The organism is Achromobacter xylosoxidans A8, from assembly GCF_000165835.1.
Lineage (GTDB): Bacteria > Pseudomonadota > Gammaproteobacteria > Burkholderiales > Burkholderiaceae_B > Achromobacter > Achromobacter xylosoxidans_B.
Map to the genome: position 1 here is coordinate 2,558,867 of NC_014640.1, position 12,102 is coordinate 2,570,968.

At 67.6% G+C, this 12,102-nt stretch carries 12 protein-coding genes; 6 read left to right on the forward strand and 6 right to left on the reverse strand.

Annotation, left to right across the window (positions count from 1 at the left end; genetic code table 11):
• Position 1 precedes the first annotated feature (1 nt).
• From AXYL_RS12005 to AXYL_RS12015, 3 genes are all read right to left on the reverse strand, one after another.
• On the reverse strand, positions 2 to 892 hold the full coding sequence (locus AXYL_RS12005; RefSeq protein WP_013393057.1) for a branched-chain amino acid ABC transporter permease: 891 nt from the start codon (positions 890 to 892) through the stop codon (positions 2 to 4).
• 147 nt (positions 893 to 1,039) lie between these two features.
• Positions 1,040 to 2,248: an ABC transporter substrate-binding protein gene (locus AXYL_RS12010; protein WP_013393058.1), complete on the reverse strand. Its 1,209-nt coding sequence runs from the start codon at positions 2,246 to 2,248 to the stop codon at positions 1,040 to 1,042.
• Between the two features lie 189 nt (positions 2,249 to 2,437).
• Positions 2,438 to 4,006, reverse strand: coding sequence for an amidase (locus AXYL_RS12015; RefSeq protein WP_013393059.1), 1,569 nt, complete (start codon positions 4,004 to 4,006; stop codon positions 2,438 to 2,440).
• A 174-nt stretch (positions 4,007 to 4,180) separates the two neighbouring features.
• Between AXYL_RS12015 and AXYL_RS12020 the strand changes: the two genes are divergently transcribed.
• Entirely contained in the window at positions 4,181 to 4,870 is a 690-nt protein-coding gene (locus AXYL_RS12020) for a FadR/GntR family transcriptional regulator (protein WP_013393060.1), read from the forward strand.
• A gap of 40 nt (positions 4,871 to 4,910) precedes the next feature.
• On the opposite strand, the gene AXYL_RS12025 is transcribed toward AXYL_RS12020, so the two are convergent.
• From AXYL_RS12025 to AXYL_RS12035, 3 genes are read right to left on the reverse strand one after another with little or no spacing between them, the layout of a single operon-like run.
• Positions 4,911 to 5,492, reverse strand: a complete 582-nt coding sequence (locus tag AXYL_RS12025) for an amino acid synthesis family protein (protein ID WP_013393061.1) — start codon at positions 5,490 to 5,492, stop codon at positions 4,911 to 4,913.
• A 34-nt stretch (positions 5,493 to 5,526) separates the two neighbouring features.
• Positions 5,527 to 6,492: a Bug family tripartite tricarboxylate transporter substrate binding protein gene (locus tag AXYL_RS12030; RefSeq protein WP_013393062.1), complete on the reverse strand. Its 966-nt coding sequence runs from the start codon at positions 6,490 to 6,492 to the stop codon at positions 5,527 to 5,529.
• A 43-nt stretch (positions 6,493 to 6,535) separates the two neighbouring features.
• A complete protein-coding gene (locus AXYL_RS12035) occupies positions 6,536 to 7,444 on the reverse strand; it encodes an NAD(P)-dependent oxidoreductase (RefSeq protein WP_013393063.1) in 909 nt (302 codons plus the stop codon).
• 125 nt (positions 7,445 to 7,569) lie between these two features.
• Here AXYL_RS12035 and AXYL_RS12040 point away from each other — a divergent pair, with 125 nt between their 5' ends.
• The 5 genes from AXYL_RS12040 to AXYL_RS12060 all read left to right on the forward strand — a co-directional run bounded on the left by AXYL_RS12040 (position 7,570) and on the right by AXYL_RS12060 (position 12,100).
• A complete protein-coding gene (locus tag AXYL_RS12040; RefSeq protein ID WP_013393064.1) occupies positions 7,570 to 8,478 on the forward strand; it encodes a LysR family transcriptional regulator in 909 nt (302 codons plus the stop codon).
• A gap of 138 nt (positions 8,479 to 8,616) precedes the next feature.
• Positions 8,617 to 9,282, forward strand: a complete 666-nt coding sequence (locus AXYL_RS12045) for an imm11 family protein (RefSeq protein ID WP_013393065.1) — start codon at positions 8,617 to 8,619, stop codon at positions 9,280 to 9,282.
• A gap of 243 nt (positions 9,283 to 9,525) precedes the next feature.
• A complete protein-coding gene (locus AXYL_RS12050; RefSeq protein ID WP_013393066.1) occupies positions 9,526 to 10,314 on the forward strand; it encodes an SDR family oxidoreductase in 789 nt (262 codons plus the stop codon).
• 20 nt (positions 10,315 to 10,334) lie between these two features.
• Positions 10,335 to 11,576: a styrene monooxygenase/indole monooxygenase family protein gene (locus AXYL_RS12055; protein WP_013393067.1), complete on the forward strand. Its 1,242-nt coding sequence runs from the start codon at positions 10,335 to 10,337 to the stop codon at positions 11,574 to 11,576.
• Positions 11,573 to 12,100, forward strand: coding sequence for a flavin reductase family protein (locus tag AXYL_RS12060; protein ID WP_013393068.1), 528 nt, complete (start codon positions 11,573 to 11,575; stop codon positions 12,098 to 12,100). Before AXYL_RS12055 ends, AXYL_RS12060 begins: the two co-directional genes overlap by 4 nt.
• Positions 12,101 to 12,102 lie beyond the last annotated feature (2 nt).

The window sequence follows — 12,102 nt, forward strand, 5'->3', positions numbered from 1 at the left end:
GTCAGACCTCCCGCGCGCGTTCGCCGAACAGACCCTTGGGCCGGAACAGCAGAATCAGGATCAACAGCGCCAGCCCGAAGGTGTCGCGGTAGTCATAGGACAGGTAGACCGCGCCGAAGCTCTCCAGCACGCCCAGCGCCAGCGCCGCCACGATGCTGCCGGGAATGGAACCCATGCCGCCGATCACCACGATCACATAGGACTTGATGGCCGGGAACGCGCCCACGTCCGGCGCCGGATTGATGACCGGCGCCAGCAGCGCACCGGCCAGCGCCGCCAGCACGCCGGAGGCCATGAAGATGATGCTGCTGGCGCGCGCCGTATCGATGCCGGCGATGGACGCGCCCAGTCGGTTCTGTGCCACCGCCTGCACCTGCCGGCCCCATAGCGAGCGCTTGATGAACAGCGCCAGCCCGATCAGCAGCACGATGGACAGGCCCGCGGTGATCAGCTTCTGGCCGCTCATCATGAAGGGGCCGACGGCCATGCGCGTCACGTCGGACAGCGCCGGGCCGCGCATGGGGTAGGGGCCCACGACCTTGTCCACCAGGTTGATCAGCAGCAGCGACAGGCCGAAGGTGACGACCACTGCGTACTCGTCCTTCATCAACCCCCATGAACCGTAGCCGGCATACAGCGGGCGCATCAGCCAGCGTTCCGTGGCCCAGCCCAGCAGCGCGCCGGCGGCGGCGGCGATGGGCAGCGCCAGCCAGGGCGGTACGCCCAGGGCCAGCGAGACCAGGGTGTAGGTGTAGGCGCCTATCATGTAGAACTCGCCGTGGGCGAAGTTCACGACCTTCAGGATGCCGAAGATCATGGTCAGGCCGACCGCCATCAGCGCGTAGTACAGGCCGATGATCAGGCCGTTGACGAACAGGTCCAATGCCAGCACTCGATTCTCCCTGGCGCCGGGGCGTGGCCCCGGCGTGTTGCGGTCATGCTGTGGAGGTGATCCGGTTCTTTTTGCCGCCGGGCCGCCCCAAGGCAAAAAGCGCCCCCTCGGGGGGCAGCAAGCCGAAGGCGCGGCGTGGGGGTACCGTTACTTGGCAGGCTTGACGAGTTTGTCGACCTGCAGCGGCTGGCCGGTGGCCTGGATCAGCGTGGTCTTGCTCAGCGGCTGGTCCACCTCGGTCAGCTGATAGGTGACGTAGGGAATGTCGACCCATTGCTGGTAGGTGTAGCCCGGCTGCTGCGAGAAACCGAACTTGCCGCGCACGCCTTCGAACTGCATGCCTTGCAGCGCCTTGATGATGGCGGCGCTGTCGGTGGACTTGGCCTCTTCGATCGCGCGGGCGATCAGCAGCACCGAGTCCGCGGCCTGGAAGATCAGGCGGTTGGGTTCGGTCTTGGCCTGCTTCTGGTAAGTGGCGGCCACGTCCATGCCGATCTGCGGCATGGGCATTTGCGGGTGGTACAGGCCGAAGGCCAGCATGTACTTGCCGGCTTCCTTCACGTTCTTCCAGAAGTCGGGGTAGTCGGCGATGCCGGCGCCGTCATAGAACCAGGTCTTGGCGCTGGGCGCCACGCCCTGTTCGTACAACTGGTTCATTAGGATGTAGGCGGCCGGCGGCAGCATGATGTTGACCACCAGGTCGGGCGGACTGGCGCGCAGGGGCAGCACGGCAGGCGTGAAGTCCTTGCCGGCGCGGTCCAGCGCGATGTACTTGTACTGGGTTTGCGGCGCGGCCTTCTTGAGGAATTCGCCCAGCAGCTTGGCCTGGCCGATGCCGTAGTCGGTGTTCTCGGCGAAGGCGACCACGCTCTTGACCTTCAGCGCGGCGATGGTGTCGGCCATGGCGCTGGAAACGCGGGTGTTGTAGTTGGCCGGATTGAAGACTTCCGGATAGCCCTTGGCGCGCACGTCGTCGGACCAGCAATTGGTGTTGACGTAGGGCACCTTGTAGCGGTGCGCGACTTCGATCTCGGCCAGGCAGACCGAGCTCTGGTGGCCGCCCGTCACCGCCACGACCTTGTCGCGCGAGATCAGTTTTTCGGCCGCCGCGCGGCCCTTTTCCGGGATGCCCTGGTTGTCTTCGTAGATGATCTTCAGCGGCCGGCCCAGCACGCCGCCCTTGTCGTTGATCATCTTGGCGATGATCTCCACGCCGTCTTTGACCTGGGTGCCTTGCACCACCGAGCCGGGCGGCGATTGCGCGATGCTCACGCCGATGACCACGGGATCGGCGCCATGGGCGGCAGAGGCGAGTACGACCGCGGATACGGCTGCGGCGAGGCGGAGCAGTTTCATCGTGGTTTCCTTTTGGAAAGGAGATACGGCGATGCCGCCATTCGCGCGGGCGAACGGTGTCGGCGGGCGGGAATTCTGCCTGTTTTTTTAATCCTGTAGTACCGGTCTGACCAGTTAGGGCTTACCAGCAGTTTGAGCTTGTCAGCATGATGGCTGGCGCCAGCGAGGGCGCCGGCCATTACCGTGGCGTCAGGCCGCCAGCAGGTTTTCCACGCGCGCGGCCGTGTTCAGCACGCGCCAGTCGGCGCCGCGCGCCCCGGCGATCTGCAGTCCCAGCGGCAGGCCGTTGCGGCCGCTGCCGCAGGGCAAGGTCAGCGCCGGCATGCCGGTCAGGTTGAAAGGCATGGTCAGCCCCGTGACGGCGGTGTGCAGCGGCACTTCGCGGCCGGCGATCGTGACTGCGCCCGCGCCCGAGCGCGGCGGCTCGATGCGCAGGGTGGGAGTGACCAGCACGTCCACCGACTGCATCGCCAGGTCGAACATCTGCGCCAGCGCGGCGCGGCCGCGCTGCGCCCGCGTGTACCAGGTGGCGGGCAGGAACTGGCCGATCTCCAGGCGCACGCGCACGTCGTCGCCCAGGGTCTCGGGCTGGTCGACCAGCCGGCGCCAGTGGATGTCGGTGGCTTCGCTGCACAGGGTGGCGAATTGCAGCGCCGCGCTGTGCTCGACGCCCGGCAGGTCCAGCGGCACCAGCGTGGCGCCGTCGGCCTGCATCAGCGCCAGCGCATGGTTGACCGCCTGCGCCACGTCCTCGGCCAGCGGGTCGTAGAAGTAATTACGCGGCACGCCCACGCGCAGACCGGTCAGCGCGCCCGCGCTGACGGTGCGTTCCGCCTGGCCCGACATGATGGAATAGGCCAGGGCGGCGTCCGCCACGCTGGCGGCGATGGGCCCCAGGTGGTCCAGGCTGGCGCCCAGCGCCTGCGCGCCCTCGCGCGAAATGGCGTCGAAGGTGGGTTTGAAGCCGACCACGCCGCAACACGCGGCGGGGATGCGGATGGAACCGGCCGTGTCCGTGCCTATGGCTAGCCGAACGATGCCGGCAGCCACCGCCGCGGCCGAGCCGCCGCTGGAGCCGCCCGCGGTATAGCCCGCCCCGCGGGGATTGCCGACCCAGCCGTAGTGCGGGTTTTCGCTGGTGATGCCGTAGGCCAGTTCATGCAGGTTGGTGGTGCCCACCACCAGCGCGCCGGCCTCGCGCAGCCGCGCCACCGCCAGCGCATCGCGCAGCGCCGGCGGCGGCTTCAGGCCGCCGCTGCCGTTGGTTTGGGGAAAGCCCGCGACCTGCATCAGATCCTTGACGGCTATCGGCACGCCCATCAGCGGCATGGCGGCGCCTTCGCGCAGCTTGCGCGCGGCTGCCGCCGCCGCGCCGTCCAGCGCCGGCGTGTCTGAGAGGCTGATGAAGGCGTTCAGGTCAGCCTGCTGGCGGGCCGCGGCCAGCGCGGCCTTGGCGGCCTCGGCCGCGCGCGCCGGATCGTCTCGGCATTCGCGCGCAATGGCGGCGATGCCGCGCGCGTGGCGCGACACCGCGACACCGCGGCCGGCCTGCGCGGCGGGCAGCTTATCGGCTGGCGCGGCAGGCGGCGCCAGGTAGCCCAACTCCACTTCCGGCGCCAGCGAGTCCAGCACGGTCAATTCGGGCAGGTTGATGCGCAGCCGGTCCAGCCAGGCCTGGCGGCGTTCGGAATAGGGGTAGTCAGCCAGTCGGGCCATCGCGTCGACGGCGCGGGCAAATCGGTCGTAGAGGTCGGTCATGAGCGGCGCTATGAACAAGAAGGGGCGTGGGGCCCGCGGCCGTGCCGGGGCGCTTTGCAGTACGGCTTTATCCTAACCGGTCAGACCAGTTGAATGTCATAATGCCCAGGCAGTATATGGCTGTCAACGCCAAACCGGGCGACCGCCGCGCGCCCACGCCTTGAGAATTCCGCGATGAACACCGTCGAACACATAGCCCAGCAGTTGCAGGCCCGTATCCGCCAGCGCGATTGGGCCGAGGCCGGCAAACTGCCCGGGCAACGCCAGTTGGCCGAGGAACTAGGCGTCAGCCGCGCCTCGCTGCGCGAGGCCATCACCATGCTGGAAGGGCTGGGGCTGCTGCGCAGCGAAGCCGGCCGCGGCGTGTTCATCGCCCGGCCTGGCGAAAAAGGCCTGGGCAGCGCTTATGGCCGTTGGCGCTTCCAGGGCCGCTATGCCTTGCGCGACGTCTATCTGGTGCGTAATCAGCTGGAAGAACTGGCCGCTGGTCTGGCGGCGGGCGTCGTCACGCAGGCGGGGCTGGCCCGCCTGCGCGCCACTATCACGTACATGGAACAGGCTGCCGACGCCGGCGACCTGGTGGCGATGTCGGAAGGCGACAGCGCCTTTCACGCCTGCCTGTACGAGATCGCCGGCAGCCCGATGCTGCTGGACCTGGCCGAGAGCATCGCCGATGTGGTCGACGGCAGCCGGCAGGTGGCGTTCGCCGATCCCGCGCGCGTGCGCGAGCCGATATACGAACATGCGGCCATCATCGATGCCCTGGCGACGGGGTCGGCCGACGCTGCGCGCCGCGCCATGCGCGCCCACATCTGCAATGTGGCCGACCGCGCGGGCCTGTCGCTGACGATCCCGGGCGCCTAGGACTCTGCGCGCCTCCCTGGCGCGCAGACCTGCACAGCCGCTACCGTTGCCCGTCGTGCACCGCCACGGCTTCCTTGGTCAACCCGCCCAGCCGCGAATGCACCCGGCCGCCCGTGCCCATGACCAGGGCGAACAGAATCTCATTGGCGCGCGGCGCGTCCTGGATGCCGATCTCGATGCTGTTGAAGTGGCTGCGCACGTAGGAAGCGTGGATGTAGTGCACCGGCACCATCATGCGGTAGCCGGCCACGGCCACGGCCTTGACGGCGGGCACCATGGCGCGGGGCTCGCCCAGCACGCTGCGCATGGCCCAGCCGCCGGCCTCGTGCCAGACCGCGCCATGCTCCATTTCGCCGTCCAGGCCGACGATGGCGGCCTTGCTGTAGACCTCGATCTGGTCCTTGCCGCCCAGCGTGTCCACCAACTCGGTCGCCAGCAGCGTGCCCAGGCTGCGCAGTTCGGCCATGAAGGGCGTCAGGTCCGGTTCGTAGCGGCCGGCATAGGGATTGCGGATGACGGCGCAGGCGGCGGCAAGCTTGAGCGGCCGCTCGGGCGCCGGGCCGTTCTCGTGGTAGGTAGTCTCGACGATGAGGCAGCGTTTGCGGATATCGATCAGCGACATGCGGTGAATTCCAAGTTGCGGTTGAAGAGGGCGTTCATTGCGGCGGAATGCCGGTTTCCTTGACGATGGCCGCCCATTTGTCGATCTCGGCGCGTACGAAGCCGCCGAATTCGGCCGGGGTCTGCTGCTTGACGGTCAGGCCCTGGCGTTCATAGGTCTGCTTGAGTTCGCCATTGGCCAAGGCCTTGCCCAGCGATTGCGACAGGCGCTCGACCACGGGCGCGGGCAGGCCGGCCGGACCCATCAGGCCGAACCACACGGTCAGGTCGAAGCCGGGGGCGCCGGTTTCGTTGAGCGTGGGGATGTCCGGCGCCAGCGGAAAGCGTTCCGGCGTACTGACGCCGTAGGTCTTAACCTTGCCGGCGCGCGCCTGCTGCAGGCCGTTGGCCAGGTCGGTGAAGGTCAGGTCGACGGTGCCGCCGATGACGTCGGTGAGCGCCTGCGGACCGCCGCGGTAGGGCACCGGCGTGACATTGATCTTGCCCATGGCCGCCAGCTTGGCGCCGAACACCTGCGCGCTGCCCGAGCCGTAGGCATAGGTCAGCTTGCCGGGATGCTGGGCGCCATAGGCGAACAGATCGGAGACCTGGGTGCCCGGCATGCGCGGCGAACCCACCAGCAGGTAAGGCGTTTCGGCGACGGCGCCGATGGGCGCGAGGTCGGTGGCGGGGTTGTAGGGCAGGTCCTTGAACAGGCTCACGCCGCTGGCCGCCGTGGACACGCCCACCACTACCAGGGTGTAGCCGTCAGGCTTGGCGCGGGCCACGTCGTGGGTGCCGATGATGCCGTTGGCGCCAGGCTTGTTCTCCACTACCACCGGCTGGCCCAAATCGTCGGCCATGGCTTTACCCAGGCTGCGCGCCACCACGTCGGTGATGCTGCCTGGCGGGAAGGGCACGACCATGCGGATGGGGTGGTCGGGATAGCCCGCGGCGCCGGCGGGCGCCAGCGGCGCGCCCAGCACCAGCGCCAGCGCGAGCGTGGCGGCGGATCGTTTCATGCTTGTCTCCTGTGGATGTCTTTATTGTTGGGGCGGCGCGGGATCAGGCCGGCGCGCGGGCTTGCAGGCGTTCCAGGTAGCGGTGGATCTCGGTGTTGTCCACGCCAGCGGGCATGTCCGCCAGCGCGCGCTGCCACAGTTCCGTGCACAGCGACAGTTGCGTGGCGGGAACGCCGGCCAGCGCCTGTAGCGCGTCGGCGGTGCGCAGGTCCTTGGCCATCAAGGCCAGGGCGAAGCCGCCGTTGTAGGTGCCGGGCACGATGAACTGGCGCAGTTTGGTTTCGGTGGCGACGTTGCGGCCGCTGGACGCGTTGAGCACGTCGGTGAACACCTCCAGGTCCAGGCCCATGCCTTGCGCGATCAGCAGCGCCTCGCTGGCCGCCAGCAGGCCGGCCGCGTAGACATAATTGTTCAGCGCCTTCATGGCGTGCGCGGAGCCCACCGCCCCGGTGTGGATGAGCGAAGCGCCCATGCGCGAGAGCAGCGGACGCACGCGTTCCAGTCCGTCCGCGTCGGCGCCCACCATGATGGCCAGCGTGCCGGCGGCGGCTTTGGCCACCGCGCCCGATACGGGCGCGTCGATCAGCGTGATGCCCGCCTCGCGCAGGCGCGGCGCCAGCCGCAGCGTTTCGGCCGGATTGGACGAGCCCATGTCCAGCAGCACGGAGCCGGGACGCATCGCGCCCGCCAGTCCGTGCTCGCCTTCGATGACCGCATTGGTGATGGCGCTGTCGGGCAGCATGGTGATAACCACGTCGCAAGCGGCCAGGGCTTGCAGGCTGGCGGCCGGCTTGAGCGTCCGGTTCCATGCGGGATGCCCGGCCAGGCGCTCCAGGCGCGCGGGGTCGCGGTCATACGCCAGGATGTTGAAGCCTTCTTCGCCGCCGGCGAGGTTTTCCAGCATGGGCAGGCCCATCATGCCCAGGCCCACGAATCCTACTGTCAGTGTCATGCATTCCCTTTATCGAATCGCCCTGGGATACGTGCCAGGAGCCATCTGGAATGCTAATGAATGCGTGATAGCAGCGCTTATGCTAAGTTGGCCAGGGGTTATAACAAACGATTATCGGATCAGCCATGCGTTTCAAGCTCAGGCAGATGGAAGTGTTCCGGGCGGTGATGCTGACCGGTTCCATGAATGGCGCGGCCAAGCTGCTGTTCGTGTCGCAGCCAGCCATCAGCCGCCTCATCGCCCACACCGAGCAGAGCCTGGGCCTGCAGCTCTTCGAACGCGACAAGGGCAAGCTCACGCCCACCCCGGAAGCGCAGCGCCTGTTCGAGGAGGTGGGGGCGTTGTTCGACGAAGCCCTGCGCATCGATGAACTGGCGCGCGACCTGGCCGAACGGCCCGAGGGCGCATTGACCCTGTGTTCCAGCCCCAGCCTGGCGCTGAACTTCGTGCCGCCCGTGATTGCGCAGTACCTGGAGCTCTACCCCAAGGTCAGACTCAAGTTCCACACCACGCTGCTGTCCGACATGGCGCACGAACTGCTGGGGCGCAAGGCGGAACTGGCGGTGTCGGTGCTGCCCATCGACCATCCCAACCTGGTGGTGGAGCCGTTGGCCACCGGCGAGATGGTCTGCATCCTGCCGCAAGGCCATCCCCTGGCCGCGCGGCGGGCGGTGAGCCTGGCCGACCTGGCCGAGTGCAAGCTGATCCTCTACAACCGCAACATCCCGTTCGGGCAACTGGTGGCCGCGGCCTTCCAGCGCGCCGGCGTCAGCTGGAATCCGGCCGTGGAAATCGTGCGCGCCGAATTGGCCTGCGCGCTGGTGCGGGTGGGCGCGGGCGTGGCCATCGTCGATGAGTTCTCGGTCGGGCAGCAGGGCTGGCCCGGCGTGGTGACGCGGCCGCTGCGCGAGTCGATACCGTTGTCGCTGAGCCTGGTGCGTTCGCGCTTCGACCGCCCCAGCCGCCAGGTGCAGCGTTTCGTGCGCCTGATCAAGGAGCATGCGCGCGCTTCGCGCAAGGCGGGCCGATCCTAGAGCGTGTTATGAACTTTGGAGCAGGTTGGCTGCATTTCCCTGCATCAGCATGCTGAAGACCACTTCGACGGAACTTGTGGCTGCGCCAAAGCCCCGCTAGCATCGGCTCAACTGCATTCCCGTTCTGCCCCCGCATCCATGATGGAAGCCACCGTGACCGAACCGACCGCCATTGAAGTTTCAGCCGAAGCCGCATCTCATAAGGGCGAATTTTTCCTGATCGACGCCAGCTTCTTGGAAAACGGCAGGGTTCCCGGCATCGAAATCGCCAACGAAGAGAAGCTGATCGACCCGGGAATGAATGTCGTCTCGCGCCCTAATGGAATGCCAGATCAGTATCCGGAGCGTCCCCACCTGGTTCATGTACCGGAGAAGGGCGGAATGCCACGCGATCTGGAAGAGCTCGCTGGCATATGGATTGTGTCGGAGCCGTTGAAGCAACTGTTTGAGCAGTTGGACGCCGAGGCGTTTGCATTTGTGGCATGCGACTTCAGCCTTGCTGACGGCAGCCCCGCTCCGCAGTACTACCTAGGCAATGTGCTGCGCAGACTCGATGCCCTGGATGAAGCCTCTTCTCGCGTGAGGATCAAGCTCGACCATAATTATCAGACCGGCGAGGACGAGAAACTTTATAGCCTCGTCGGCGGAGCCAGCTTGGTGTTCAAACAGGATGTTGTGGGAGATGCCCATATCTTCCGCCAGGATCGCATGGGAGCACCTCCCATCTGCGACCGCGCGATGTTTGATGCATTGAGTGCGGCCAACTTCTCCGGCGTACGGCTGCGCGATGTAGCCGATATTTAGTGTCAGCGCGTCTGGCGGCTCGCCGCGCCGCGGCGGCATCGGGCCGTCTGTCCGCCCCGCAGCCCGCGCGCTTGCACGAAGCGGACAGGCGCCGCAGTTTCCGGCCACGCCGCCTGGACATGGATCAGTCTTTCCCCGAATAAGCGCAGTCAGCGGATAGCGATAGCCGGATCCGGCTATCGCCGCCCCGGCGCGCGGCGCCAGTATTCGCCTCACTCAATCAGCTAACGGTGAGGTGATGCGATGAAGGGTCTGGACAACAAGGTGGCCATCGTGACCGGCGGCGCCACGCTGATCGGCGCGGGCGTGGTTGCGGCGCTGCGGGCCAAGGGCGTGCGCGTGGCGCTGTTCGACATCGATGCCGCCGGCGGCGAACGCGTGGCCGCCGCCGATCCGGCCGGCACGCGCTTCTGGCCGGTGGATATTGCGGACGACGCGCAGCTGGAGCGCGGCGTGGCTGACGCGGCAGCGCATTTCGGCCGCATCGATTTCCTGGTCAATCTGGCGGCCACCTATCTGGACGACGGCGCCGCGTCGGGCCGCGCCGACTGGCTGCGCGCGCTGGACGTCAACCTGGTCAGCGCCGTGATGGCCGCGCGCGCGGTCCATCCCCATCTGGTCGCGGCTGGCGGCGGGGCCATCGTCAATTTCACCAGTATCTCGTCGCGCGTGGCGCAGACCGGGCGCTGGCTGTATCCGGTTTCCAAGGCGGCGCTGCTGCAAGTGACCCGCAACATGGCGATGGACTATGCCGCCGACGGCATACGCGTCAACTCCGTGTCGCCGGGCTGGACCTGGTCGCGCGTCATGGACGAGCTGACGCAGGGCGACCGCGCCAAGACCGACCGCGTGGCCGCGGATTACCACTTGCTGGGACGCGCGGGCGATCCGGCCGAAGTGGCCGAGGTGGTCGCCTTCCTGCTTTCAGACCATGCCAGTTTCGTCACCGGCGCTGATTACGCGGTGGACGGCGGCTACTCGGCCATGGGTCCCGAACAGGCCAAGCCCGCGATTCCGCGCCTGGCCGCCTAGACATACAAAGGAGAGCAATCATGCGTCGAATCGCAATCGTGGGTGGCGGGCAGGCGGGCTTGCCCCTGGCGCTGGGACTGCTGGACAAAGGCTATGAGGTGACCGTGGTCACCAACCGCGAGCCGGACCATATCCGCCAGGGCAAAGTGATGTCCAGCCAGTGCATGTTCGATGCCTCGCTGCAAGTCGAGCGCGACCTGGGCCTGAACCAGTGGGAAGCCGAATGCCCTACGGTGGACGGCATCGGCCTGGCGCTGCCGCATCCGGAACGGCCCGGCCACAAGCTGATCGATTGGGTCGCGCGCCTGGACCGGCCGGCGCAGGCGGTGGACCAGCGCATCAAGATGCCGGCGTGGATGGAACTGTTCGCGGCGCGCGGCGGCAGGCTGCTGATCCAGGACGGCGGCGTGGCCGAACTCGAATTGCTGGCGGCCTCGCACGACCTGGTGCTGCTGGCTGCGGGCAAGGGCGAAGTGGTCAAGCTGTTCGAGCGCGACGCGCTACGCTCGCGCTTCGACCGGCCGCAGCGCGCGCTGGCGCTGACCTATGTGCACGGCATGCGCGCGGCGCCGGATCATTCGCGGGTAGCCTTCAACCTGATTCCGGGCGTGGGCGAGTACTTCGTGTTTCCGGCGCTGACCACCAGCGGCCCCTGCGAGATCATGGTGTTCGAAGGCGTGCCCGGCGGTCCGATGGATTGCTGGCGCGACATCAAGTCGCCGCAAGAGCACCTGGCGCAAAGCCTGCACATCCTGCACACCTACCTGCCCTGGGAGGCCGACCGTTGCGGTTCAGTGGAACTGACCGACGCCAACGGCATCCTGGCCGGCAGCTTCGCGCCCACGGTGCGCAAGCCGGTGCTGACCCTGCCGTCGGGCCGGCTGGTGTTCGGCCTGGGCGACGCGGTGGTGACCAACGACCCGATCACGGGGCAGGGTTCGAACAACGCCACCAAGGCCTGCGCCGTCTACCTGGACGCGATCCTGGCGCATGGCGACGCGACCTTTACCGCCGAATGGATGCAGCGCACCTTCGAGCGCTTCTGGGACTATGGCGGCGCGGTGGTGGAATGGACCAACTCCATGCTGCTGCCGCCGGCGCCGCATCTGCTCAAGCTGTTGCAGGCCGCGGACCACACGCCTGCGATCGCCAGCGCCATCGCCAACGGCTTCAACCATCCGCCGTCGCTGTATCCCTGGTGGGGCGACGCCACGGCCTGCGAAGCCTTCATTGCGGCGCAACCGGCGCGGGCGGCGGCATGATGACGGGCTGCGCAGCGGGCCTGCCTCTGGACTGGGGCTGCACCGATCTGCATCCCAAGGTCCTGCGCGGCGTGCTGGGCAGCTATCCGACCGGCGTGGCCATCGTCGCCACACGCTGTCCGGACGGCCGCCAGGTGGGCCTCACCATCAATTCCTTCGCCTCGTTGTCGCTGGATCCGCCGTTGGTGCTGTGGAGCCTGGTGAACCATTCGCCCAACCTGGCGGCGTTCCGCGATTGCAGCCACTTCACCATCAGCGTGCTGGCCTGCGGCCAGGAAGAACTGGCCATGCGTTTCGCCAGTTCCTCGGTTCCGGACAAGTTCGCGGGCGCGCCGGTGCACGACGTGCCGGAAGGCGTACCCGCCATCGCCGGGGCCGTCGCCACGCTGGTCTGCGCCAACGACCAGCAAAGCCCCGCGGGCGACCATCTGCTGCTGTTCGGCCGGGTGCTGCGGGTGGCCAGCGTGGCGGCCACGCCGCTGGTGTTCCATGCCGGGCGCTTCACCGCGCTGACCGCCGCGTAGCG

Coding starts and splice junctions, on each gene's coding strand:
- AXYL_RS12010 (WP_013393058.1), bottom strand. CDS start 2,248: ATGAAACTGCTCCGCCTCGCCGCAGCCGTATCCGCGGTCGTACTCGCC.
- AXYL_RS12015 (WP_013393059.1), bottom strand. CDS start 4,006: ATGACCGACCTCTACGACCGATTTGCCCGCGCCGTCGACGCGATGGCC.
- AXYL_RS12020 (WP_013393060.1), top strand. CDS start 4,181: ATGAACACCGTCGAACACATAGCCCAGCAGTTGCAGGCCCGTATCCGC.
- AXYL_RS12025 (WP_013393061.1), bottom strand. CDS start 5,492: ATGTCGCTGATCGATATCCGCAAACGCTGCCTCATCGTCGAGACTACC.
- AXYL_RS12030 (WP_013393062.1), bottom strand. CDS start 6,492: ATGAAACGATCCGCCGCCACGCTCGCGCTGGCGCTGGTGCTGGGCGCG.
- AXYL_RS12035 (WP_013393063.1), bottom strand. CDS start 7,444: ATGACACTGACAGTAGGATTCGTGGGCCTGGGCATGATGGGCCTGCCC.
- AXYL_RS12040 (WP_013393064.1), top strand. CDS start 7,570: ATGCGTTTCAAGCTCAGGCAGATGGAAGTGTTCCGGGCGGTGATGCTG.
- AXYL_RS12045 (WP_013393065.1), top strand. CDS start 8,617: ATGATGGAAGCCACCGTGACCGAACCGACCGCCATTGAAGTTTCAGCC.
- AXYL_RS12050 (WP_013393066.1), top strand. CDS start 9,526: ATGAAGGGTCTGGACAACAAGGTGGCCATCGTGACCGGCGGCGCCACG.
- AXYL_RS12055 (WP_013393067.1), top strand. CDS start 10,335: ATGCGTCGAATCGCAATCGTGGGTGGCGGGCAGGCGGGCTTGCCCCTG.
- AXYL_RS12060 (WP_013393068.1), top strand. CDS start 11,573: ATGATGACGGGCTGCGCAGCGGGCCTGCCTCTGGACTGGGGCTGCACC.